This is a genomic window from Nonomuraea sp. NPDC049758 (genome assembly GCF_040674635.1).
In the GTDB taxonomy this organism is placed as follows: domain Bacteria; phylum Actinomycetota; class Actinomycetes; order Streptosporangiales; family Streptosporangiaceae; genus Nonomuraea.
The window spans coordinates 117,747-142,491 of the sequence record NZ_JBFAMZ010000016.1; the positions used below are offsets into that span (position 1 = coordinate 117,747).

The 24,745-nt window shown below is 74.3% G+C and carries 12 protein-coding genes (1 of these 12 running past the window's edge); 5 read left to right on the forward strand and 7 right to left on the reverse strand.

Translation table 11 applies throughout. From position 1 onward, the window contains the following. The 5 genes in view from AB0J46_RS35195 to AB0J46_RS35215 are tightly spaced (each overlapping or abutting the next) and all read left to right on the forward strand, a layout consistent with a single transcriptional unit that may run on beyond the window. A protein-coding gene (locus AB0J46_RS35195; RefSeq protein ID WP_364338407.1) for an amino acid adenylation domain-containing protein crosses the window boundary here: on the forward strand, positions 1–2,247 show its 3' portion. Its footprint begins 894 nt before the window's first position; the window shows 2,247 of its 3,141 coding nt (coding positions 895–3,141); its start codon lies beyond the left edge, outside the window; the stop codon is at positions 2,245–2,247. Then, the gene (locus AB0J46_RS35200; RefSeq protein WP_364338409.1) at positions 2,244–5,375 is read left to right on the forward strand and encodes an amino acid adenylation domain-containing protein; all 3,132 of its coding nucleotides are present in this window, start codon (positions 2,244–2,246) and stop codon (positions 5,373–5,375) included. Before AB0J46_RS35195 ends, AB0J46_RS35200 begins: the two co-directional genes overlap by 4 nt. Beyond that, positions 5,368–8,400 carry an amino acid adenylation domain-containing protein gene (locus AB0J46_RS35205; RefSeq protein WP_364338410.1) on the forward strand — a complete coding sequence of 1,011 codons (3,033 nt, stop codon included), beginning with the start codon at positions 5,368–5,370 and terminating at the stop codon, positions 8,398–8,400. The genes AB0J46_RS35200 and AB0J46_RS35205 overlap by 8 nt, the downstream gene beginning before the upstream one ends. After that, the gene (locus tag AB0J46_RS35210; RefSeq protein ID WP_364338411.1) at positions 8,397–12,017 is read left to right on the forward strand and encodes an amino acid adenylation domain-containing protein; all 3,621 of its coding nucleotides are present in this window, start codon (positions 8,397–8,399) and stop codon (positions 12,015–12,017) included. Before AB0J46_RS35205 ends, AB0J46_RS35210 begins: the two co-directional genes overlap by 4 nt. Continuing rightward, the gene (locus tag AB0J46_RS35215) at positions 11,998–13,266 is read left to right on the forward strand and encodes an MFS transporter (protein ID WP_364338412.1); all 1,269 of its coding nucleotides are present in this window, start codon (positions 11,998–12,000) and stop codon (positions 13,264–13,266) included. Before AB0J46_RS35210 ends, AB0J46_RS35215 begins: the two co-directional genes overlap by 20 nt. Here the strand turns inward: AB0J46_RS35215 and AB0J46_RS35220 are convergent. The 7 genes from AB0J46_RS35220 to AB0J46_RS35250 all read right to left on the reverse strand — a co-directional run bounded on the left by AB0J46_RS35220 (position 13,235) and on the right by AB0J46_RS35250 (position 24,740). Continuing rightward, positions 13,235–14,254, reverse strand: a complete 1,020-nt coding sequence (locus AB0J46_RS35220; RefSeq protein WP_364338413.1) for an LLM class F420-dependent oxidoreductase — start codon at positions 14,252–14,254, stop codon at positions 13,235–13,237. The genes AB0J46_RS35215 and AB0J46_RS35220 overlap by 32 nt on opposite strands. Further along, on the reverse strand, positions 14,233–14,967 hold the full coding sequence (locus AB0J46_RS35225; RefSeq protein ID WP_364338414.1) for an alpha/beta fold hydrolase: 735 nt from the start codon (positions 14,965–14,967) through the stop codon (positions 14,233–14,235). The genes AB0J46_RS35220 and AB0J46_RS35225 overlap by 22 nt, the downstream gene beginning before the upstream one ends. Further along, complete coding sequence (locus tag AB0J46_RS35230; protein ID WP_364338415.1) at positions 14,964–18,923, reverse strand: amino acid adenylation domain-containing protein; 3,960 nt, start codon at positions 18,921–18,923, stop codon at positions 14,964–14,966. Before AB0J46_RS35230 ends, AB0J46_RS35225 begins: the two co-directional genes overlap by 4 nt. After that, entirely contained in the window at positions 18,920–19,231 is a 312-nt protein-coding gene (locus AB0J46_RS35235) for an acyl carrier protein (RefSeq protein ID WP_364338416.1), read from the reverse strand. The genes AB0J46_RS35230 and AB0J46_RS35235 overlap by 4 nt, the downstream gene beginning before the upstream one ends. 226 nt (positions 19,232–19,457) lie before the next feature. Further along, positions 19,458–21,134 (reverse strand): AMP-binding protein, encoded by a 1,677-nt coding sequence (locus AB0J46_RS35240; RefSeq protein ID WP_364338417.1) that lies wholly within the window; start codon positions 21,132–21,134, stop codon positions 19,458–19,460. Continuing rightward, positions 21,115–23,112, reverse strand: coding sequence for an acetate--CoA ligase family protein (locus AB0J46_RS35245; protein ID WP_364338419.1), 1,998 nt, complete (start codon positions 23,110–23,112; stop codon positions 21,115–21,117). Before AB0J46_RS35245 ends, AB0J46_RS35240 begins: the two co-directional genes overlap by 20 nt. A 71-nt stretch (positions 23,113–23,183) precedes the next feature. After that, complete coding sequence (locus AB0J46_RS35250) at positions 23,184–24,740, reverse strand: FAD-dependent monooxygenase (protein ID WP_364338420.1); 1,557 nt, start codon at positions 24,738–24,740, stop codon at positions 23,184–23,186. Positions 24,741–24,745 lie beyond the last annotated feature (5 nt).

Consider the following 24,745-nt stretch of genomic DNA (forward strand, 5'->3'; position numbering starts at 1 on the left):
GCGGTGCCGCTGCGCGTGGACCTGTCGGGCGCGCCCGGCTTCCGCGAGGCGGCCGGGCGCGTGCGGGCGACGGTGGCCGAGGCGCTGGACCATCAGGAGCTGCCGTTCGAGCGGCTGGTGGAGGATCTGCAGCCGGCCCGGGACCTGAGCGTGCCGCCGCTCTACCAGGTGATGTTCAACCTGGCGATCCGCACCAACGAAGGGCAGATCGCCAACGGCACCGCCAAGGTGGACCTCCAGCTCGACGTCAACATGCGCGACGGGGTGCTGCACACCCGGCTGGAGTACGCCACCGACCTGTTCGACCCGGAGACGATCGAACGCTTCGAGGCGAACCTGCGCACGCTGGTCGAGGCGGCCGCCGCCGACCCCGGCCGGGCGGTCCCCGAGCTCCCCGTGCTCGCCGCGGACGAGCGTGCGCGCGTGCTGGCCCTCGGGGACGGCGGGCCGCCGGCCGGGCCCGGCACCCTGCACACGTCGATCGAGGCCCGGGCCGCCGCGACCCCCGACGCCCCCGCGGTGGTCTTCGGCGACGTCACGCTCACCTACGCCGAGCTCAACGGCCGCGCCAACCGGCTGGCCCGGCGGCTGCGGCAGATCGGCGTGGAGCGCGGCCGGCCCGTCGCGGTCTGCGCGGAACGCTCGCCCGAGCTGGTCGTCGCGCTGCTCGCGGTGCTCAAGGCGGGCGGGGCGTACGTGCCGCTGGATCCGGAGTACCCGCGGGACCGGCTGGAGTTCATGCTGTCCGACTCCGGCGCGCAGGTGCTGCTCACCCAGCGCCACCTGCCGTCCTTCGGGCCGGTCGAGACGGTGCTGCTGGAGGACGACCACGACCTCGGCTCCGGCGACCTCGACCCGGTGACCGGGCCGGACGACGCCGCGTACCTGATCTACACCTCGGGCTCGACCGGCCGGCCGAAGGCCGTGGTCAACACCCATCGCGGCATCGTCAACCGGCTGGCCTGGATGCAGGAGACGTTCGGCCTGACGGCCGGCGACGTGGTGATGCAGAAGACGCCGACCAGCTTCGACGTGTCGGTGTGGGAGTTCTTCTGGCCGCTGCTGCAGGGCGCCTGCCTCGTGCCGGTGCGGCCGGGCGGCCACCGCGACCCCGCCCACCAGCGTGACCTGGTCAAGCGGCACGCGGTGACCACGATGCACTTCGTGCCGTCGATGCTCGCCCTCTTCCTGGAGGAGGCGAACATCGAGTCGTGCACGTCCCTGCGGCGCGTGGTGTGCAGCGGCGAGGAGCTGCCGCCCAGGACGGCGGCCCGCTTCTTCGAGCGTCTGCCCGGCGTGGAGCTGCACAACCTGTACGGCCCCACCGAGGCGGCCGTCGACGTCTCCTGGCACGCCTGCCGGCCGGGCGAGACGGTGATCCCCATCGGCCGCCCGATGCCCGGCTGCCGCCTGCACGTCCTCGACGAGCGTCTGGAGCCGATGCCCGTCGGCGTGCCCGGGCAGCTGCACATCGGCGGCGTCCAGGTGGCCCGCGGCTACGCGGGACGGCCGGGGCTGACGGCCGAGCGCTTCGTCCCCGACCCGTACGGCCCGCCGGGCGCGCGGCTGTACGCCACCGGCGACCTGGCCAGGCTGCGCGCGGACGGGGAGCTGGAGTTCCTCGGCCGCATCGACGACCAGGTCAAGGTGCACGGCTGGCGGGTCGAGCTGGGCGAGGTCGAGGCGGCGCTGGCCGCGGACCCGCGGGTGCGCGGGGTCGTCGTCGCCCTGCGCGACGACGCGCCGGGCGGCCGCGGGCTGGTGGCCTACGTGGACTGGACGGGCGAGCCGAGCCGGTTGTCGCACGAGCTGCGCACCGGGCCGGCCCGCACGTTGCCGGCGGCGCTGGTGCCGCAGGCGTTCGTGCAGGTCACCGAGTTCCCCCTGGGCCCGAGCGGGAAGCTCGACCGGGCCGCGCTGCCGCCGCCCACCGGGCCCGGCCGCAGCGATCTCGGCACCACCTACGTCGCGCCGGAGACGCCGCTGGAGGAGGAGCTGTGCGCGCTCTGGGGCGAGCTGCTCGGCCGTGAGCGGGTGGGCGTCGAGGACGACTTCTTCGCGCTCGGCGGGCACTCGCTGCTGGCCGTCCTGCTGATCACCCGGTATCGGGAGGCGTACGGGATCGAGATGGACCTGCGGGTCTGCTTCGAGCTCACCACGGTCGCCGAGCACGCGCTGGCCGTGCTGGAACTCCAGCTCGGCGACGTCGAGCTGGACGATCTCCTGGCGGAGGACGCGGACGGATGAGCGAGGTGAGAGGGCGGCTGGCCCGCCTCAGCCCGGAGCAGCGCGCGGCGCTGGAGCGCAGGCTCCAGCGGCAGCCGAAGGCCCGGCCCGCCGGGATCCCCCCGCGCAGCGATCCGGACGCGCCGGCGCCGCTCTCCTACGGGCAGGAGCGGCTCTGGTTCCTGCAGCGGCTCGACCCCGCCGACGCCTCCTACAACATGTACATGGTGCAGCGGCTGCGCGGCGAGCTGTCCATCCGTGACCTGGCCGGGGCGCTGGCCACCGTGGCGGCGCGGCACCCGATGCTGCGGGCCCGCTTCCCCGCGGTGGAGGGCCGCCCGGTCCAGGTCGTGGAGCCGGAGCTGAAGCTCGATCCGGTGCTGGTGGACCTCGCGGACCTGCCCGCGTCCGAACGCGAGGCCCGCGCCACGGCGATCGTGGCCGAGCTGACCAACACGCCGTTCGACCTGGCCACCGGGCCGCTGGTGCGGGTGCACCTGATCACGCTGTCGGCGACCGATCACGTGCTCTGCCTGGTCCTGCACCACCTGGTGGCCGACGGCTGGTCATTGAAGATCATCTTCTCCGAGCTGGCCGCCTGCTACGCCGGGAACGCGGCCGGGCTGGGCGTCCCGTCGATCGACTACCGCGACTTCGCGGCCTGGCAGCGCAGCCGCGAGCCGTCGCGGGAGTCGCTGGACTACTGGCGCGCCAAGCTCGACGGCGTGCAGCCGCTCGACCTGCCCACGGACCGGCCGCGGCCGGCCGTACGGGTGGCCGACGGCGACTACTGCGCGCGGCGCATCGGCCCCGAGCTGACGGCCCGGCTGGAGCAGCTGGCCAGGGACGAGCGCGGCACGCTGTTCATGGTCCTGCTGGCCGCCTACCAGCTCCTGCTGGGCGCCCACTGCGGCGCCGAGGACCTGACGGTCGGCTCGGTCATCGCCGGCCGCGACCGCCCGGAACTCCAGGACGTCGTCGGCTTCTTCCCCGAGACGCTCGTGCTGCGCGGCGACCTGTCCGGCGACCCGTCCTTCCGCACCCTGCTCGCGCGGACCAGGGCGACGGTGCTGGACGCGTTCGCGCACCAGGACATCCCCTTCGAACGCCTGCTCAACGACCTCGGCATCCGCCGCGACCTGAGCACGACGCCGCTGTTCCAGGCGATGTTCGTGATCCAGGACAAGGAGGCCGGCGCCCTGCCGCTGCCCGGCGTCGAGGCGGAGATGTTCGACCCGGGCGCGACCCAGGCGAAGTTCGACCTGATGCTGGACGTCACCCAGTTCGACGGCTCCCTCTGGGCGATGTTGTCCTACGCCCGCGACCTGTTCGAGGAGGAGACCGCGACGCGGTTGCTGCGGCGGTGGGAGCGGGTGCTGGAGGCGGTCGTGCGCGACCCGGGCACGCCGCTGTCCGCGCTGCGCGCGGCCATGCTGCTGCCCGAGGACCGGCCGCCGGTCCTCGACACCCCACAGCCCCTCGCGCGCGACGTGCTCGACCTCTTCCAGGAGCGCGTCCGGCTGGCGCCCGGCGCGACGGCGGTGAGCCACGGCGACCGCCGGGTCACCTACGCCGAGCTGGACGCCATGGCCGCCGCGCTGGCCGGACGCCTGGCCGCGGCCGGGGTCGGCCCGGACACGGTCGTGGGCCTGCGCGCCGGGCGCTCGGTGGAGCTGATCGCCGGGATGCTCGCCGTCGGCCGGGCGGGCGGCGCCTACCTGCCGCTCGACCCGGCGTACCCGCCGGAGCGGCTGCGGTGGATGGCGGCGGACGCGGGCGCGGCCCTGGTGCTGGACGAGGACGATCTCCGCGAGTCGCCGCAGGCGCCGCACGCCGAGGTCGCGGGGCCGGGCTCACTGGCCTACGTGATCTACACCTCGGGCTCGACCGGGCGTCCCAAGGGCGTGGAGGTGCCGCGCGAGGCGCTGGCGTCGCGGGTGGGCTGGATGCGCGGCCACTACGAGCTCGGGCCGGGCGACCGCGTCCTGCAGTTCGCCTCGCCGAGCTTCGACACGCACGCCGAGGAGATCTACCCGGCGCTGGCCGCCGGCGCGGAGCTCGTCCTGTGCCCGGACGAGCCGCTGCCGGACTTCCTGAAGACCCCGGAGGGCGCCGCGCTCACCGTGCTGGACCTGCCCACGTCGTACTGGCAGGAGCTGGTGGCCATGGGCGTCGAATGGCCGCCCGGCCTGCGGCTGGTCATCCTGGGCGCCGACCCGCTGCCGGGCCCCGCGCTGGCCGCCTGGTACGCGTCCGGCCCCCAGGGCGTGCGCCTGGTCAACAGCTACGGCCCCACCGAGGCCACGATCATCGCCGCCACCGCCGACATGGACCCCTCGGAGGCGCTGCGCCGCCCGGCCGTGGGCGTCGCCCTGCCCGGCACCACGCTCCAGGTGCTGGGCCCCGACGGGCTCCCGGTGCCGGCCGGTGTCGCGGGCGAGCTGCACATCGGCGGCAGCGGCCTGGCCCGCGGCTACCGGGGCGCGCCCGCCCGCACGGCCGAGCGTTTCGTCCCCGGCCCCGGCGGCTCGCGCCTCTACCGCACCGGCGACCGGGCCCGCTTCCGCCTGGACGGCGGCCTGGAGATCCTCGGCCGCCTGGACCGCCAGGTGAAGGTGCGCGGTTACCGCGTCGAGCCGGGCGAGGTGGAGTCGGCGCTGCTCGCCCACCCGTCGGTGCGGCAGGCCACGGTGGTGGTCCACGAGGACCGCCTGATCGCCTACGCCGTCCACGACGCCGGGGACGACGCGTTACGCGAGCACCTCGCCGCCGAGCTGCCCCCGCACATGGTGCCCAGCGCGATCGTCTCGCTCGACCGCATCCCGCTGACCCCCGGCGGCAAGGTCGACCGGGACGCGCTGCCCGCGCCGGGCCGGCCGCGCGGCGCCGGCTACGAGCCGCCGTCCGGCGCGGCCGAGGAGCTCGTCTGCCTGGTCTGGGCCGAGGTGCTGGGGCTGGAGCGGGTGGGCGCGCTGGACGACTTCTTCCAGCTCGGCGGCCACTCGCTGCTGGCCACCAGGACCACGGCCCGCATCGCCGCGGCCATCGAGCTGGACGTGCCGCTCAAGCTGGCCTTCACCCACCCGACGCCACGCCTGCTGGCCGCGGCCCTGGAACACCTGGCCGAGGAGGCCGACGAGCGTGGATGAACGGCAGGCGCGCGTGCAGGCCCGCTTCCGCAAGGCGATCGCGGGCCTGGGCGCCGCGGAGCAGATCCCGCGACGCGCCGAGGGCAGCGATCCGCCGCTGTCGTTCGCGCAGGAGCGGCTGTGGTTCATGGAGCAGTTCGCCCCCGGGACGAGCGCGTACGTGCTGCCCGTGTCGGCCAGGCTGCGCGGCCCGCTCGACGCCGAACGGCTGCGGCAGTCGCTGGACGCCGTGGTCGCCCGGCACGAGAGCCTGCGCATGACCTTCCCCGCCGGCCCCGACGGGCGGCCGGAGGTGCGGGTGGCGGACCGGGTGCGGGTGCCGCTGCGCGTCGTGGACGTGCCGGACGAGGCGGCGGCCAGGCAGGTGCTCAGCGCCGACGCCGCGCTCCCCTTCGAGCTGGCGGACGGCCCGCTGCTGCGCGCCACCCTGGTACGGCTCGCGCCCGACGACCACGCGCTGCTGGTGGCGGTCCATCACATCGTCGCCGACGGCTGGTCGGCCGATCTCATCCTCCGCGAGCTGCTGTCACCGCCGCAGAGCGGGCCGCGGCTGGGGTTCGGCGACTACGCGTCGTGGCAGCGGGAGCGGCTGAGCGGCGACCGGCTGGCCGGCGACCTGGCGTTCTGGCGCGCCGAGCTGGACGGGTTGCAGGTGCTCGACCTGCCCCTGGACCGGCCGCGCCCGCCCCGGCAGACCTTCCGGGGCGGCTGGCACGACGTCGGGATCGACGTGGCGGCGTTCGGCGAGTTGTGCCGGGCCGAGGGGGCGACGCTCTACATGGGGCTGCTCGCCGCCTTCCAGGTGCTGCTGGCCCGCTGGTCCGGCACGACCGGCTTCGCGGTGGGGTCGCCGGTGGCCGGACGGACCCGGCCGGAGTTCGAGGACATGGTCGGGCTGTTCGTCAACCTGCTCCCGCTTCGGGCGCGGCTGGCGGGCGACCCCGGCTTCGCCGAGCTGCTGCGCCGCACGCGGGACGGCGCGATCGAGGTCTACGGCCACCAGGAGCTGCCCTTCGAGAAGCTGGTCGCCGAGCTGGACCCCGAACGCGACGTCAGCCGCCCGCCGCTGGTCCAGGTGCTGTTCGCGCTGCAGAGCTACCGCGGCGACGGCGAGGGCTTCGAGCCGGACAGCACGACCACCCGGTTCGACCTGGAGCTCTACGCCACCGAGCGGGGCGAGCAGCTGGAGGGCCGCTTCGTCTACAACGCCGAGCTGTTCCGGCCGGAGACGATCGAGCGGCTGGCGCAGCGGTTCGCCGCGCTGTTGCGTGCGGTGGTGGCGTCCCCCGACGTGCCGGTGGGGCGTCTGGACATCCTGCCGGACGAGGAGCGGAAGCAGCTCGCGCGGTGGAACGCCACCGAGCGGGAGCATCCGGGCGGGACCCTGCACGAGCTGGTCTTCGCCCAGGCCGAGCGCACCCCCGACGCAACCGCGCTGGTCTTCGAGGGCGACCGGCTGACCTACCGCGAGCTCGCCGAACGGGCCCGCGCGCTCGCCGCCGGGCTCGACGCGCGCGTGGACCAGCCGGTCGGCGTCTGCATGGAACGCGGCCTGGACCTGCCCGTCGTACTCCTCGGCGTGATGGCGGCCGGTGGCGCCTACCTGCCGCTCGACCCGTCCCACCCGGCGGAGCGCACGCGTGGCATGCTGGCCGACGCGGGGGCCGATCTGGTGGTCACGGCGGCGGACGTACGGCCGGCTCCGGCGTCCGTGGTGCGGGTGCGTGAGGACAACCTGGCCTACGTCATCTTCACCTCCGGCTCCACCGGACGGCCCAAGGGCGTGGGCGTCTCCCACCGCGCGATCGTCAACCGGCTGCGCTGGATGCAGGACACCTTCCAGCTCACCCCACAAGACCGCGTCCTGCACAAGACACCCACCACCTTCGACGTCTCGGTCTGGGAACTGTTCTGGCCGCTCATCACCGGCGCCACCATGGTCATCGCCCGGCCCGGCGGCCACCGCGACACCGCCTACCTGCGCGACCTCATCAAGACCGAGAACATCACCACCGCCCACTTCGTCCCGTCCATGCTCCAAGCCTTCCTGGAGGAAGAGGACGTTCAGCTCCCGCCCCGGATCATCTGCTCCGGCGAAGCCCTCCCACCCGGCCACGACCTCCCAGGACTCCACAACCTCTACGGCCCCACCGAAGCAGCCGTCGACGTCTCCTGGCACCCCTGCCAACCAGGAGAAACCACCGTCCCCATCGGCAAACCCATCGACAACACCACCCTGCACGTCCTGGACGCACACCTCCAAGACGTCCCCATCGGCACACCCGGCGAGCTCTACATCGGCGGCACCCAACTCGCCCGCGGCTACCTCGGCAAACCCGCACTCACCGCCGAACGCTTCCTCCCCGCACCCGACGGACAACGCCTCTACAAAACCGGCGACCTCGCCCGCTGGCTACCCTCGGGCGAACTCGAATACCTCGGCCGCACCGACCACCAAGTCAAGATCCGCGGCATGCGCGTGGAGCTGGGCGAGATCGAGGCCGTGCTGCGGGAGCAACCCGGCGTGACTGCGGCGGCGGCCAAGCTGGTGAACGGACGCCTGGTCGGCTACGTCGTCGGCGACGTCCCCGACCTGTCCGACGCGCTGCCGGATTTCATGATCCCGACGGCGTGGGTGCGGCTGGACCGCCTGCCCGTCACCGCCAACGGCAAGCTCGACCGCGCCGCCCTCCCCGCGCCCGACCGCCCGGCCGACCTGCCGTGGGAGCCGCCGCGCGGCGCGGCGGAAACCGTCGTCGCGCAGGTCTGGCAGGAGGTGCTCGGCCTCGACCGGCCCGGCCGGCACGACACCTTCTTCGCCGTGGGCGGCGACTCCATCAGCAGTCTCAAGGTCGTGGCCCGGCTGCGCGCCGCCGGCTACGACGTGGAACTGCAGCAGCTGTTCACCCATCAGGCGGTCGCCGAACTGGCCGCCGTGCTGCGGCCGCGGCAGGCCGTACCGGAGACCACGGTGGGAGCCTTCGACCTGCTCAGCGTGGCGGACAGAGAGAGGCTCACGCGATGATCATCGACGCCTACCCGCTCAGCGCCCTCCAGGCCGGGATGTTGTACCACAGCGAGCTGGACGGCGTGACCTTCCACGACCACACCACGCTCACGCTGCGCGGCACGTTCGACGAGGCGGCCCTGGTCAGGGCGCTGGACGAGCTGTCGGCCCGGCACGAGGTGCTGCGGACGTCCTTCGACCTGACCGGGTTCAGCGAGCCCGTCCAGCTCGTGCACGACCGGGCGGAGATCCCGCTGACCGTCTCCGGCGGCGAGCCGGAGTACGGGCCGTTCGACTGGACGCGGGCTCCCCTGCTCCGCGTCCACGTGCGGCCCGAGGCCGACCGGTTCGCGCTGACCGTCTACTTCCACCACGCGATCCTCGACGGGTGGAGCGTCGCGAGGCTGGTCAGCGAGCTGCTGGAACGTTATGCGACCCCAGGGCTGCCGGTGGAGCCGCCGGCGGCGCGCTTCCGTGACCTGGTGGCGGCCGAGAAGGCGATGCTCGCCCGGCCGGAGGCGGCGGAGTTCTGGCGGGAGGCGATCGCCGAGGCGCCGGAGGGCCGGTTGCCGCGGATGCCCGGCTACCCCACCGGCGGGCCGCGCGAGGTCGCGGTGCTCGCCACGGCGCTCCCCGGCGAGCTGGCCAAGGCGCTGGCCGAGCAGGCGGCCACCGCCCGGGTGCCCCTGCGGTCGGTGGTGCTCGCGGCGCACGTGCGCGTCATGGCGCTGGTCACCGGCGATCCCGACGTCCTGACGGGGATGCTCACGCACAGCCGTCCGGAGAGCGAGGCCGGGGACGAGGTGCTCGGCCTGTTCCTCAACACCGTCCCGCTGCGGGTGCGGGCCGACGCGCCCGACCTGGTCCAGCGGGTCTTCCAGGCGGAGGTGGCGGCGCTGCCGTACCGGCACTTCCCGCTCTTCGAGATCCAGCGGGCCAGCGGTCGCGCGCGGCTGCTGGACACGCACGTGGACTTCCGCGACTTCCACGTGAACGGCGCCGCCGCCACGCCCATCGAGGGCCAGGACTTCTTCGAGCAGACCGACTTCGCCTTCAGCACGGCCTTCGTCCGGACGCCGGGCCAGGGGCTGACGCTGACCATCTCCTACGACACCACGCAGTTCCCCGCCGACCAGATCGCGGCGATCCGGGACCACTACCTCCGCGCCCTGTCCGGAGAGGCCGGCATCTCGCCGCAGGACGCGGCTCAGCTCGCGCGGTGGAACGCCACCGAGCGGCAGCATCCGGGCGGCACCCTGCACGAACTGGTCTTCGCCCAGGCCGAGCGCACCCCCGACGCGACGGCGCTGGTGTTCGAGGGCGACCGGCTGACCTACCGCGAGCTCGCCGAACGGGCCCGCGCGGTCGCCGCCGGGCTCGACGTGCGGGTGGACCAGCCGGTCGGCGTCTGCATGGAACGCGGCCTGGACCTGCCCGTCGTACTCCTCGGCGTGATGGCCGCGGGCGGCGCCTACCTGCCGCTCGACCCGGCCGATCCCGAGGAACGGCGGCGCGGCATGCTCGCCGACGCGGGAGCCGCGACCGTCCTCACCGGCGCGGGCTCCGGAGGCGGGTTCACGCCGCCGTCAGTGCGCGAGGACAACCTGGCCTACGTCATCTTCACGTCCGGCTCGACCGGACGGCCCAAGGGCGTGGGCGTCTCCCACCGCGCGATCGTCAACCGGCTGCGCTGGATGCAGGACACCTTCCAGCTCACCCCACAAGACCGCGTCCTGCACAAGACACCCACCACCTTCGACGTCTCGGTCTGGGAACTGTTCTGGCCGCTCATCACCGGCGCCACCATGGTCATCGCCCGGCCCGGCGGCCACCGCGACACCGCCTACCTGCGCGACCTCATCAAGACCGAGAACATCACCACCGCCCACTTCGTCCCGTCCATGCTCCAAGCCTTCCTGGAGGAAGAGGACGTTCAGCTCCCGCCCCGGATCATCTGCTCCGGCGAAGCCCTCCCACCCGGCCACGACCTCCCAGGACTCCACAACCTCTACGGCCCCACCGAAGCAGCCGTCGACGTCTCCTGGCACCCCTGCCAACCCGGAGAAACCACCGTCCCCATCGGCAAACCCATCGACAACACCACCCTGCACGTCCTCGACTCACACCTCCAGGACGTCCCCATCGGCACCCCAGGCGAGCTCTACATCGGCGGCACCCAACTCGCCCGCGGCTACCTCGGCAAACCCGCACTCACCGCCGAACGCTTCCTCCCCGCACCCAACGGACAACGCCTCTACAAAACCGGCGACCTCGCCCGCTGGCTACCCACGGGCGAACTCGAATACCTCGGCCGCACCGACCACCAAGTCAAGATCCGCGGCATGCGCGTCGAACCCGGGGAGATCGAGGCCGTCCTGCGCGCCCAGCCGGGGGTCCGCGACGCGGCCGTCACCGCGCACGGGCACAGCCTGGTCGGCTATGTGGTGGGCGACGTGCCCGACCTCCAGGACGTCCTGCCCGACCACCTGATCCCGCGCCGGTGGGTGAGCCTGGACGCCCTCCCCCTCACCCGCAGCGGCAAGCTCGACCGGGCCGCGCTGCCCGCGCCGGAGACGGCGAGCGGCCGGCCGTACGTGCCGCCTCGCGACGAGGTGGAGGCGCGCCTCGCCACGCTCTACGAAGAGGTGCTGCAGGTGCCCGCGGCCGGGATCCTGGACGACTTCTTCGAGCTCGGCGGCCACTCGCTGAGCGCCCTGCGGCTGGCCGCCCGCATCCGCCAGGAGCTGGGGCGTAGCCTGCCCGTGGGCACCGTGCTGACCGCGCCGACGATCAGCAAGCTGGCCAGGGTGCTCCGCCAGCCCGAGGACCTGGCGCCGCCGAGCCACGTCGTGCCGCTCAACCCGGACGGCGACCGCGTGCCGATCTTCTTCATCCACGCGCTCGGCGGCCAGGTCTTCCGCTACCACCCGCTGGCCCGCCGCCTCGGCCCCGACCAGCCGGTGTACGCCATCGCCGCGCGCGGGCTGGTGCCCGGCGAGGAGCCGCACGCCACGCTCGCCGAGATGGCCGACGCCTACGTGGCCGACCTGCTGGAGGTGCGGCCGGCGGGGCCGTACGTGCTGGGCGGGTTCTGCATCGGCGGGAACATCGCCCTGGAGGTGGCCAGGCGGCTGCGCGAGCGCGGCGAGCAGGTGCCGCTCGTCGTGCTCCTCTACGCCAACGCCGAGGAGCCCGTGGCCGAGGCGTCGCTGGAGGACGACACGGTCCTGCTGTTCCACGCGCTGGCCGGCGGCCCCGAGGAGACCCTCGGGCTGGACCCGGCCGAACTCGCCGCCCGGCCGCCGGAGGAGCAGCTCCTGACGGTCATGGGCGCCGCCTCCGCCGCCGACCGGCTGGCGCCCGACACCGCCGAGGTCGAGCAGGCGCGCCGCTACCTGGCCGTGTTCCGGGCCAACGCGCACGCGGTCGGCGGCTACCGGCACGAGCCCTACGACGGCGACGTCGCGCTCTTCGCGCCCAGGCGCGAGGACGGCAACTGGCCCTCCGTCGCCAAGGGGCGGCTCGCCCACGTCGCGATCCCCGAGGAACGCGTCCCCATCCTGTACGAACCCCTGGTCGCCGGAGCGGCCACCGAGATCAGAAGGTGGATGGATCATGGCATCCCCGACCAGTGAGCAGACGAGCCTCTGGAAGCACCCCGACTTCCTACGGCTGTGGGCGGGCCAGAGCCTGTCGCAGTTCGGCTCGGCGATCAGTCTCTTCGCGTTCCCCGTCATCGCGGTCACCGTCCTGAACGCCTCCGAGGCGGAGATGGGCGTCGTCGGCTTCCTGCTGCGGCTGCCGATGGTGTTCTTCCTGCTGTTCGGCGTGCTGGCCGACCGGGTGCGCAAGCGGCCCATCCTGATCTGGACGGACGTGGCGCGTTTCGTGCTGCTGATGCTGATCCCGGTCGCGTGGTTCGCCGACCTGCTCACGCTGACCTGGCTCTACGGCGTCATCTTCGCGCTCGGCCTGCTCAGCACGCTCTTCCAGACGGCCTACCGGAGTTACTTCCCGTTCCTGGTGCCGCGGGAGAACTTCATGGAGGGCAACTCCAAGCTGCAGCTGACCGAGTCGGCCGCCCAGACGTTCGGGCCCGGCCTGGCCGCGGCGCTGCTGAAGGTGCTCGCCGCGCCCGCGCTGCTGATCATCGACGCGGTGTCGTACCTGGCCTCCGCGATCGCGGTGTCCCTGATCAAGCGGCCGGAGGCCCGTCCGGAGCCGGACGACACCACCCCCGCGCAGGTGCACAAGGCGATCTGGCAGGGCATGGGCTGGGTGATGCGGCACCGGCTGATCCGGCCGCTGGCCGTCTCCTCGGCCGTGTACTCGCTGTTCATCCTGGGCTCGATGAACTCGATCTACGCCCTGTACGTGATCCGCGACCTGGGCGTGCCCGCGGGCTGGTTCGGCAGCATCCTGGCCGGCGGCGGCGTGGGCGCGATCATCGGGGCGCTGGTCGCCGTCAAGGTGATGCGGCGCCACGCGATCGGCAAGGTGCTGGTGTGGTCGATGGTGTACGGCAACCTGGCGCTCTTCCTCATCCCGCTGGCCGTCGGGCCGGTCTGGGTGTCGGTGGCGATGCTCGTCGTCGCGCAGCTGGTCAGCGGCGTCAGCTCGCAGATCTTCTTCGTCACCAACACCAGCCTGGTGCAGACGGTCACCCCGCCGCACCTCCAGGGCCGGGTGGTGGCCTCGATCTACTCGCTGGGCCTGATCCCCGCCCCGCTGGGCGCGCTCGGCGCCGGCCTGCTGGCCGGCGCCGTGGGCACGCGTACGACGCTGTGGGTGGTCATCGCCATCGGCGCTCTCGTGCCGATCGCGGCGATGGCCTGGTCGCCGCTGGCCAAGCTCATCGGGATGCCGGAGCCAGACTCGCAATGAGCCGCAGCTGACGGCTGCGCAGCCGCCGGGTGGGCGTGACCAGGCCGACGATCAGCGTGGTCGCGCCCGCCTCCTGGTAGGCCGCCATCCGCTCGCGCACCTTGCCCGCGGGGCCGCACATGGTCATCGCGTCCACCAGCGCGTCGGGCAGCATCGCCATGGCCTCGCCCTGCCGTCCGTCCAGGAATGCCTCCTGCATGCGGGCGGCCTCCTGCTCGAAGCCGAGCGTGGCGGCCAGGCGGTTGTAGAAGTTGGTCCGGCGCGAGCCCATGCCGCCGAGGTAGAGGGCGAGCATGGGCCGCATCATGTCGTAGGCCAGCTCCTGGTCCTCCTCGACGAGCGTGAGCACCATGGGCGCGACGTCCAGGTCGGCGCCGTTCAGGTGCTTGGCCATCCGGGCCAGGTGGTCGGGCGGGAAGTGGATGGCCAGCCAGCCGTCGGCGAGCTCGCCGGCCAGCGCGACCGTCTTCGGGCCCATCGCGGCCAGGTAGACCGGCAGCCGCTCCTGCACCGGCGCGACGGCCAGCGTCAGCTCCTTGCCCTCGCTGCCGGGCAGCGGCAGCGTCATCGTGGGGCCCTCGTGCCACACCGGCTCGCCGTCCAGCGCCTTGCGCACCACCTGGAGGTAGTCGCGGGCGCGGGCCAGCGGCCGTTCGAAGCGCTCGCCGTGCCAGCCCTCGACCACCTGCGGGCCGGACGGGCCCACGCCCAGCCGGGCGCGGCCGCCGGAGACCTGGTCGAGGGTGGCCGCCGTCATCGCGGCGACCACGGGCTTGCGTCCCGACATCTGCAGCACGCCGGTGCCGAGCGCGATGCGCTCGGTCTGCCCGGCGATCCAGGCCAGCAGGGTCGCCGGGTCGGTCCCGTAGGTCTCGGCCGCCCACACGGACGAATAGCCCAGGGCCTCCGCCTCGCGGACCAGCGCCAGGTGGTCGGCGGGGCCGAGGCCCGCGCCGCCCCAGTAGCTCATGCTGTAACCGAGGCGCATCCCATCTCCTCAACGATCGCGGCGGCCAGGGCGTCGGGGGTCTCCTCGGCCAGCCAGTGGGTGGAGTCGAGCTCCTTCAACGCGGGCCTGTGCACGCTCTGCCGCCGCCAGCCCAGGAGGCCGCCCCTGGTCAGCGAGGCGTCCCTGGCTCCGTACAGGACGGAGATCGGCACCGGCAGCGGCGGCTCCGGCCGGTGGTGGTAGCCGGCCAGCAGCCCGAAGTCGGCGCGCAGCGCCGGCTCCAGCACCGGCCAGAGCGCCTCCCGGTCGGCCAGCTCCGGCGGGACGCCGCCGAGCTCGATCAGCTGCTCCCAGAACAGCCACGACGGCAACGACGGCAGGCGGCGCAGCAGCAGGGTCACGTCCGGCGCGGCGAACGAGCCCACGACCAGCCGTTCCGGCCGCCCGCCCAGCTCGACCACGCGCCGGCAGACGAGGAAGGCCAGCAGCGCCCCGCTGCAGTAGCCGAACAGCGTGTACGGCTCCCGCCATCCGGCCAGGTCGCGCGCCAGGTCGTCGACCAGCCCGTCGAGGTCGGTCCGCGGCTCCTCGGCGAGCCTGGCCTGGCGTCCCGGCAGGTTGACCGACCACAGGCCCACCTCGGGCGGGAAGTGCCCGGCGAGCTCGCCGAGCGAGGCCGGACCGCCGCCCGCGTGCGGGAAGGCGACCAGCGCCCGCTCCCCCTCCTTGACCTGGACGTACCACGGCGTCATCGGGCTTCCCCCAGGTGCAGGGCCAGTTCGGCCGGCGTCGGATGGTCGAACACGGCCCGTACCGAGACGGCGCGGCCCGCCAGCTCCTCCAGCGGGCCGATCAGCCGGACGGCCAGCACGGAGTGGCCGCCGTTGAGGAAGAAGTTGTCGTGCGGCCCGAGCCCTGGCCGGTTCAGCGCCTCGCTCCACAGCGCCACCACCTGCTGGACCAGCCCGTCGCCCGCCTCCCGCGCCGGGGCGCGGCCCTCGTCGGGCACCTTCAGCTCGCGGTAGGCGATCTTGCCATTGGCCGTGGTGGGCAGCCTGCCGGTGACGATGTACCGGGTGGGGACGGCGTAGTCGGGCAGCCGCGTCCTGGCGAAGCGCCACAGCTCTTCCTCGGCGGTCTCGCCGGTGACCTCCAGGAAGGCGGCGAGCCGTCCGTCGGTCTGCGGGTCGCCGTCGAGGATCACCGCGGCCGTGCGCACCGCCGCGTGCTCGTGCAGCGCGGCCTCGACCTCGCCGAGCTCGATGCGGTGGCCGCGCAGCTTGATCTGCCGGTCGTCGCGGCCGAGCAGCTCCAACCCGCCGTCGTGGCGGATGCGCGCGCGGTCGCCGGTCCGGTAGAACCGGCCGTACCGGTCGTGGCGCCCGAAGCGCTGTGCCGTCAGCTCGGGCCGGTCGAGGTAGCCCGCGCTCACTCCCGCGCCGGCGACGCACAGCTCGCCCGGCACGCCCGGCGGCAGCTCGCGGCCCGCGGCGTCGGTGACGAAGATCTGGGTGTTGGCCAGCGGCTCCCCGGCGGGCACCGGGTCGAGCGGCGGCTCGCGCAGCTCGGCGGCGGTGGACCAGATGGTCGTCTCGGTCGGCCCGTAGACGTTGAACACCCGGCAGCCCAGCTCCAGCAGGTCCCTGGCCAGGACGGCGGGCATCGGCTCGCCGCCGCACAGCACCGTGCGCCCGGCCAGCTCGCGCCCGGCCTCCGGCGCGATCAGCCGCCACGCGGTGGGGGTGGCCTGCACGACCTGGACGTCGCTCCCGGCGATCAGCTCCAGGAACCTGCCCGGCTGCAGCTGGTCCTCGTCGGAGGCCACGACCACGGTGCCGCCGGAGGCCAGCGGCAGCAGCAGTTCCAGCCAGGAGATGTCGAAGGAGGTGGTGGTGGACCACAGGACGCTGGTGGGCGCGCCCAGCCGGTCGGCGAAGTCGAGCACGAGGTTCGTCAGGTTCCCGTGGGTGACCTGCACGCCCTTGGGCTGCCCGGTGGAGCCGGAGGTGTAGATGACATAGGCGATGTTCCCGGCTTCGGCGGGTCCGGGCTGCCCAGGCGTGCCGGGCATCGGCACGACCGGCGTCCCGCCCGCCCAGTGCGGATCGCCCGCCGCGACGACCAGCCGCGCCCCCGAGTCGGCCACCTGGAAGGCCAGGCGCGACTCCGGTTGCCGCACGTCCAGCGGCAGGAACGCGGCTCCCGCCTGCCACACGCCGAGGACCGCCGCCACCAGGTCCGCCGAGCGTCCCAGGGCCAGGGCGACGACGTCGCCGCCACCCACCCCTCGCTCGCGCAGCAGGTCGCGGACCGCGGCCGCGCGCCCCAGCAGCTCGTGGTAGGTGACCTCGTGGCCGCCCTCGCGCACCGCCACGGCCGGGCCCGGCACGATGCGCCCGGCCAGCGTGCCCGGCCAGGCACGGCCCGTGTCGTTGACCCGGTCGAGCAGCGCCCGGTCGGCCGGGGAGAACACGTCCGGCACGCCGCCGCGCGCCGCCTGCCGCACCACCGCGCACAGCCTGGCGGTGAACGCCGCGATCTCGTCCTCGTCGTGCACCTCGGTGCTGTGCACCATGCGGACGGTGAGCCGGTCCGGCTCCTGGATGACGTTGCACTGCATGTCCAGGCGGCTGCGGTCGATCAGGTTGTCGACGTATCCGGGCACCTCGCCCTGGATGTGCACCTTCTCGTCGCTCCAGGGCCGGTAGTTGAACATGTGCCGGAACAGCGGGACCCGCCAGTCGTCCGTGCCGTGCCCGCGGCGGGTCAGCACCGCCTCCACCGAGGCCCCGGCGTGCTCGACGCCCTCCGCGAACGCCTCCTCCACGCGCCTGGCGACCTGCTCGAAGTCGTCGTCCAGCTCGACGTGGACGCGCAGCGGCAGGGTGCTCACGGCGTAGCCGACGCGCCGGTGCTGCTCGCCCGTCTTGGTGCTGACCGGCATGCCGATCACCAGGTCCGGGCCGGCGCCGTGCCCGCGCAGCGTCAGCAGGAAGGCGGTGGCCAGCACGATGTTGCCGGTGGTGCGCAGCCTGGCGCGCAGCTCGTCCAGGGCCGCCACCGTCTCGGCGTCCACCTGCCAGGAGCAGGTGTGCCCGGCGAACGTCGGACGGCCCGGCGAGTGCCGGCTGCCCGGCAGCACCATGGCGGCGGGGTCGACGCCGTCGAGCCGGTCCAGCCAGTAGCCGATCGACTCCTCCGACGGCTCCCCCGGCTCCAGCATCGGCGCGGGCCCCGCCAGCTCCGGGGGCAGCGAGCCGTGCCCGGTCTGGCTGTCGTAGAAGCGGCCCAGCTCCTCCACCAGGAGCTGCATGGAGGTGCCGTCGATGATGATGTGGTGGCCGGCCAGGCACACCACGGTTCCCGCGCCGTCGGGCAGGGTGAAGTGTCCCACCCTGATGAGCAGGTCGCGGCCCAGGTCGAAGGGCTCGTCCAGGAAGGACCGCAGGTCCGCGACCAGCGTCTCCTCCGTCGTGGCCCGGGTCTCGACCTTCAGCTGGGCGTCCTGGGGGGCCACCAGGTGCCGGACGGGCGTCCCGTCCACCACGGGGAACCGCAGGCGCAGCGCCGGATGCCGCTTGACCAGCCGGTTCACCGCGATCTGCAGCGGCAGCCGGCGCAGCGGCGTCTCGAACCTGAGCGCCACCGCCAGGTTCGACACGCCGCTGTCCGGCGCGAGCTGTTCCAGCACCCAGAACGAGTACGGCACCGCCGACAGCGGGCGCGGCTCCTCCACGGAGGCGGGCAGCTCCGGCTGCGGCCTCGGGACGGGGACGCGTTGCAGCGGATGATCGGGGTCGAGCGCGGCCCAGTCCACCCGGCCGCCGCCCGTCCAGAACCTGGCCACGGCGGCCAGCAGCCCCGCCCGGTCGGGACCCGCCTCGACCTCGGCCCCGGCGTTCGCCCGCGTGAGGGCGGCGAGCGTGTCGTGCGGCGAGGGGTCGTCCGCGAGGGCCGCCGGGTCCGGGACGTCCGGCAGGACGCCCCAGGCGGCGAGGGTGGCCGCCAGCCCGTAGGCGGCGGTGAGGGCGGGTGACGCCTGGACGCCGCGGGCTTCGAGTACCTCTTCGCACACGTCCACGGCCTGGGTGAACACCGGCTCCACGCCGTACAGGCCGGCCGTCCCGGCGGAGAGGGTCAGGCGGACCGGCTCCCGCTCGTAGGCGTGCTCCCGGCCCAGCGCGAGGGCGGCCTCCGCGGCGCTCCGGCAGACCACCGCGCCGCGCACGGGGTGGTGGACGCGTCCCTGCTGGAGAGTGCCCGCCACGTCGGCGTAGCGGTCCTCCGGCAGCCCGGCGAAGAAGCCGGCCAGGCTGCGCCGTACCGACTCGGCCTCCTCGCGGGTGCGGCCGGACCACACCACGACCCGCGGACGGCCGTCGCCCGGCGCGTGCACCGGCGGGTAGCCCTCCTCGACCTCCAGGTCGTCGGGCCAGATCACCCGGTGCACCAGGTCGCCGTCGAGCAACGCCCGGTCGAGCAGCCGCAGGACCAGGGTGCCGCGCAGCGTTCCGGGCGGCAGCTCGCCGGCGTCGGTCACGGCGAGCTCGCACTCCCCCGCCAGCAGCGCCGCGCACGCCTTGCCCACCCCGCCGTACAGCCGGACGACCTGCGCTCCGGGATCGTGCCCGGCCTCCTCGGCCGCCCCGGCCTCCAGCGGGAAACGCCCCACCGCGATCACCGCGACGGGCTGTTCGTGCGAGGTCACCGACCTTCCTCGCGGATCCTGGCGCGCACGTCGCGGCGGCTGCCGCCCAGCGGACGGCGGCGGGCGCCGTCCTGCCTGGCCGGGGCGGGCGCCTGGCCCTTCGCGATCAGCTGCGAGAGCGCACGCAGGTTCGGGTGGGTGAACATCGCGGTGACCGGCAGCTTCAGGCCCAGCGCCTCAGTGATCTCCTCGTGCAGCTCGACCAGCGCGAGCGAGTCGAAACCGGCTTCGAAGAAGTTGAGATCGGGATCGAGGGCGCGGCCTAACCTGCGCTCCACGAGTGATGCAACCGCGTCGGCCTGGGTCATCCGGCGTCCTTCGTCTCGCCTGCGATCGGACGGGATCACCGTCCACCTCCCAGCATCCTTCCCGAGCGCCGTAATCCACCACAAGCCCGTATTTATCGGGATTTCGGTCACGCAAAAAGTCCGTGGAGCCGCCGCGCCGGTCCTGACATGGCGCTACGCGGCCGACGAGCACGCACCGAGCAGGAACGCTCGCCGACCGTACGCGCCGGAGCGGCGGCGGGCTTCGTCACCCTCCAGCAAGCTCGGCCTTGAGGCGGTCGGCGATGTCGGTCCTGAGGGCCTTCTTGTCGATCTTCCCGACCTTGGTCCAGGCCAGCTCCTCGACGACGACGAGCCGTTCGGGCAGCTTGAAGCGGGCGACCTCCGCGCTCTCCATCCGCGCCCGGATCTCCTCCAGCGTGACCGTCGCCCCGGCCCGCGGCACGACGTACACGCACACGCGCTCCCCGAGCACGGGGTCCGGCATGGCCACGGCGGCGACCTGGCTCACGGCGGGAAGCCGGTACACGAGGTTCTCGATCTCCTCGGCGGAGATCTTCTCCCCGCCCCGGTTGATCATGTCCTTGTCGCGGCCGGCCACCACGAGGTTGCCCTCGGGGGTGCGCAGGCAGATGTCACCCGTGCGGAACCAGCCGTCGCCCGTGAAGGAGCGGGCGTTGTGCTCCGCCGCCCGGTAGTACCCGCGAGGGGTGTACGGCCCGCGGGTGAGCAGCAGCCCCGGCCGGCCGTCCGGCACGTCCCGGTCCTGCTCGTCCACGATCCTGATCTCGTCGGCGGGGCACAGGGGACGGCCCTGCGTGCCGCACACCGTCTCCACGGGGTCGTCGAGGCGGGTGAAGTTCAGCAGGCCCTCCGCCATGCCGAACACCTGCTGCAACCTCGCCCCGAGCACCGGTTCGACCTGGCACGCCAGCTCGTCCGCGAGACGGGCGCCGCCGACCTGGACGACCCGCAGGGTGGCGAGCTGCCCGGCGCCGTGCTGGACGGCCCGCTCCAGCCAGCGGCCGGCGACCGCGGGCACCACTGCGGTGTGCGTGACGCCTTCCGCCTCGATCGTGGCGAAGGCCCGTGCCGGCTCGGGCGAGGGCAGCATGACCACCCGGCCCCCGGCGAGCAGGACGCCGAGGATCCCCGGGCAGGCGAGCGGGAAGTTGTGCCCGGCGGGCAGGCTGACCAGGTAGACCGAGTCCTTCGTGACCCCGGCGACCTCGGCGCTGGCCCGGGCGTTGTAGGCGTAGTCGTCGTGGGTGCGGGCGATGAGCTTGGGCAGGCCGGTCGTGCCCCCGGACAGCAGGAAGACGGCCACGTCCCGGGAGGAGGGAGCGGGCAGGTCGACGCCGGTCCGGCCGGTGGGCGGGCCGCACAGGGCCCGCAGGTCGACGCTTCCCGGCGCGATGTCGTCCCCGGCGACCAGCACCCGCCATCCGGCCCCGGTGGCGGCGCGCACGTCGGCCGCGAGGTCGTGGGCGAGCCGCTGGTGGTCGAAATCCCTGCTCCGGTCGGGGACGGCGATCGCCACCGCCTCGGCGTGCACGGCCAGATACGTCAGCTCGGCCCGGCGATGGGCGGGCAGCGCCATCACCGGCACGATGCCCGCGCGCAGGCACGCCAGCAGGAGGACGACGAACTCCCACGAGTTGCCCAGCTGCATGACGATCCGCTCGCCCGGCGCGATGCCGAGGTCGCGCAGGCGGACGGCGGCGGCGTCGGCGCGATCGGCCAGCTCGCCGTACGTGAGGCGCAGCCCCGGCCCGTCGACCAGGGCGGTGGCGTCCGGATGGCGGTCGGCGGCCTCCCGCAGCAGGGTGCCGATCGCGACCCCGGCCCAGTAGCCCTGTTCGGTGAAACGGGTGACGTCGGCGTCGGGCCAGGGCACGGTGTGCTCAGTGATCGGGGTGGGCATCGTCGGCCTTCCTGGTGAGGATGACGGCGTCAAGCGCGATCAGACCTCGCTGCGTGAGCCGGAGCGGATTGACCTCGATCTCGTCCAGGAGCGGGTTGGCGACGAGCAGGTCGCCGAGCCTGGAGACGATCGTGCCGAGGTCGTCGGGGTCGAGGACGGGGCCGCCGCGCCACCCGGCGAGCAGGGCCCGCCCGGCCAGTTCGGCCGCCATGCCGGCGGCTTCGCCGGGAGACAGCGGGGCGAGCCGGACGGCGACGTCGGCCAGGGCTTCGGCCACCGTGCCGCCCAGCCCGACGAGCACCACGGGCCCGAAGACGGGGTCGCGCCGCGCGCCGACGACCAGATCGATCCCGGCCGGCGCCATGGCCTCCACCAGGTAGCGGCGGGCGCCCGCCGCGTCCAGCGCGTCGAGCGCGGCGTCCAGGCCGGCGGAGGTGGACACGCCCAGGTGCACGCCGCCGATCTCCGTCTTGTGCAGGACGTCGGCGTCCAGCAGCTTGACGGCGACCGCCGTCCCGAGGGAGTCGAAGGCGGCGTGGGCGGCGGCCCGGTCCGCGCAGGCGTGGCGGGGCATGGTGGCCACGCCAAGCCGTCCGAGCAGGGCCTTGCCGATGTGCTCGTCGTACCGGGCGGCCGGGACGGCCGGCGCCTGCCAGGGGGCGGAGGCGGCCGGGCGGGCCGTCCGCGCGCGGGCGTCGGCCAGCAGCGCGGCGGTGGCGGCGGCGACGCCGCGGGCGTCGGCGGCCACCGGGACGCCCGACCCGCGCAGGGCCATGCGGTCCCGGACGACGTCGTCGCCCGTGCCCGCCAGCCCGAGGACGACGGGGACGCCCCCGGTCAGGCCCTCGGTGACGGCGGCGACGACGTCGACCGCGTCCGGTTCGTGCAGGACGTACCCCGCGATGACGTGGACGCCGGGGTCGGCGCCGGTGGCGGCGAGCACCGCGCCCAGCTCGGGCCCCGGACGGCCGGTGTCCACCGGGTTGCGCTGGAAGGTCAGCGGCGGCAGCAGCCGGGCCAGGGTCTCCCGGGTGCCGGAAGCGAGCTCGGGCACCCGGATCCCGCGTCCGCGCAGGTCGTCGAGGAGCAGCAGGCCCGGACCCGCCTGGGCGGTCACGACACCCACCCCCGGGTCGGCGCACGGGCGGGCCCGCGTCACCGCGAGCGCGCCGACGGCGTCGACGAGTTCGCGTTCGTCGTCCACCAGGACCGCCCCCGCCTGGGCCAGCGCGGCGCGCGTGGTGCGCCAGGAGGTCGCCAGCGCCCCCGTGTGCGAGGCGGCGAAGGCCCCGACGTCGTGCCGGCCGACGACCAGGGCGACGACCGGCCGGGTCGCGGTGAGGCGGCGCACGCTCTCGACCAGCCGGGGCCCGTCCGCCACCGACTCCAGGTGCAGCGCGACGGCGGTGGTGCGGGGGTCGCCGGCGAGGTGGTCGAGGACGTCGGGAGCGGTGACGCCCGCCGCGTTCCCGAGGCCGACGGCGAGGCTGACGCCGTGCCCCGCCTCGGTCAGCGCGAACGCCAGGGCGTGGTTGACGCCGCCGCTGGCGGCCACGACGGCGACGGCGCCCGGCCGCACCCGGTGGGCGCCGGGGACGAAGCTGGCGGTCAGCCGCGCGTGCGGGGCGAGGAAGCCGCTGGTGTTGGGGCCGAGGAGGCACAGGCCCGAGTCCCGGGCGACGGCGGCGAGCCGTCGCTGGTGCTCGATCCCGGCCCCGCCCGCCTCGGCGAACCCGCCGCCGCACACGACGGCGGCCCGCACGCCCGCCTCCGCCGCCTCGGCGAGCACGCCGGCGCAGGCCGCGGCGGGCACGCAGAGCAGCGCGAGATCGACGGGGCCCGCCGCGGCGGCGGCGCCGACGGACGGATGCATGGCGTCGTCGCGCGCGTTCACCAGTGCCAGGAACCCCCCGAAACCGGACAGCGACCGGGCCATGGCGGCCCCCAGTTTGCCCGGATCCCGGGACGCCCCGACCACCGCGACACCCCGCGGCCCGAACAACGGACCCAGATCGCCCGTGGGAGCACCCGGACCGGGTCCGAGGCCGGTCATGAGAGCGCTCCGACCAGGTCGGCGCGGCCGGAGAGCACCGTGGTCAGGGCCCGGTCGCGGTCGGGGTCCGGTTCGATCAGCAGTGCGGGCAGTCCCGCGCGCATCCGTGCCTCCTCGCACAGCCGGGTACGGGTCAGGGCCGTGCCGCCGTGCACGGCGACCAGGGTCGCCCCGGCCGCGGCGAGCCCGGACAGGTCGGGCAGCCCGTCCTCGGTGTCCGGCGCCTCCACCAGGGCGCCCCACGCGCCGGGCAACGGCGTCGCGGAGAGCGGCAGATCGTTCTTCCCCCGGACGGCGGCGGGCGCGCCGTCCGCGCCGGGCAGGACGTCGAGCAACCGGCCGGACGCCGACCACCCGGCGGCCTCGAAGCCCGTCTCCAGGGGCGCGGCGCCGTGCAGGTCCCGCCACCGGCGATGGGCCGACGCCACGAACCCCGGCGCGCGTCTGGCCAGGCGCGCGTCGGAGATGCTGCGGGACAGGAAGTGGTAGGCGAACTGCCACGGCTCCAGGGCGTCGTGGTAGCTGCCGAAGCTCTCCCACCAGGCGAGGCTGGGCCGCGCCGAGTCCTGGATGTGCCGGACCGGCGGCTGCGCGGCCCGCTCGTAGCTCGCCAGCGCGGCCGCCAGGTCGCCGGGGTGCCCGGCCAGCGCCCCCGCGAGCGCGACGGCGTCCTCCATGGCCATCTTGGTGCCCGAGCCGACGGAGAAGTGCGCGGTGTGCGCGGCGTCGCCGAGCAGCACGACGGGCCGCGGGGCCGTCGTGTGCCAGTGGCGGGTGCGGCGGGTGCGGAAACTGGCCCACCGGGAGTTGTTGGTGAGCAGCCGGCCGCCCTCGATGTGCTTGGCGAACAGCGTCTCCAGGTACGCCTTGGAGCGCAGGTCGCTCACCCCGGGCGGCCGGCTCTCGTCGAACGCGTCGAGACCGGCCCGCCGCCAGGACGCCTCGTCGGTCTCCACGATGAACGTCGACATGGCGCCGGAGATCGGATACCCGTGCACCGCGAAGACGCCGTCGGGGCCGCGTTCGTGGACGAAGGTGAGCCCGTCGAAGAGGTGGTCGGTGCCGAACCAGATGAACTTGGCCGCGGCGGTCTCCACCTGGGAGCCGAGGCCGGGGCCGAGTTCCTCGCGGATCCGCGAGGAGGCCCCGTCGGCGGCCACCACCAGGTCGTAGCCGGCCAGGTCGGCGAGCCTCACCTCGGTGGAGAACCGCAGGTCCGCGCCGACCGCGCGGGCCCGTTCCTGCAGGAGCAGCAGGAGCGTGCGCCGCACGACCGCGGCCATGCCGTTGCCGCCGCACCTGATCCGCTCGCCCTTCAGCCGGACCTCGATGTCGTCCCAGTGCCTGCCGTGCTCGGCCAGGGCCGCGCGCAGCACGGGGTCCGCCTCGTGGATCGCCTCCAGGGTCCGGTCGGAGAAGACCACCCCGAAGCCGAAGGTGTCGTCGGCGCGGTTGCGCTCGAAGACGGTCACCTCGGACGACGGGTCCGCCTGCCGGATCAGCGCGGCGAAGAACAACCCGCCGGGCCCGCCACCGGCCACCGCGATGCGCATGGCCC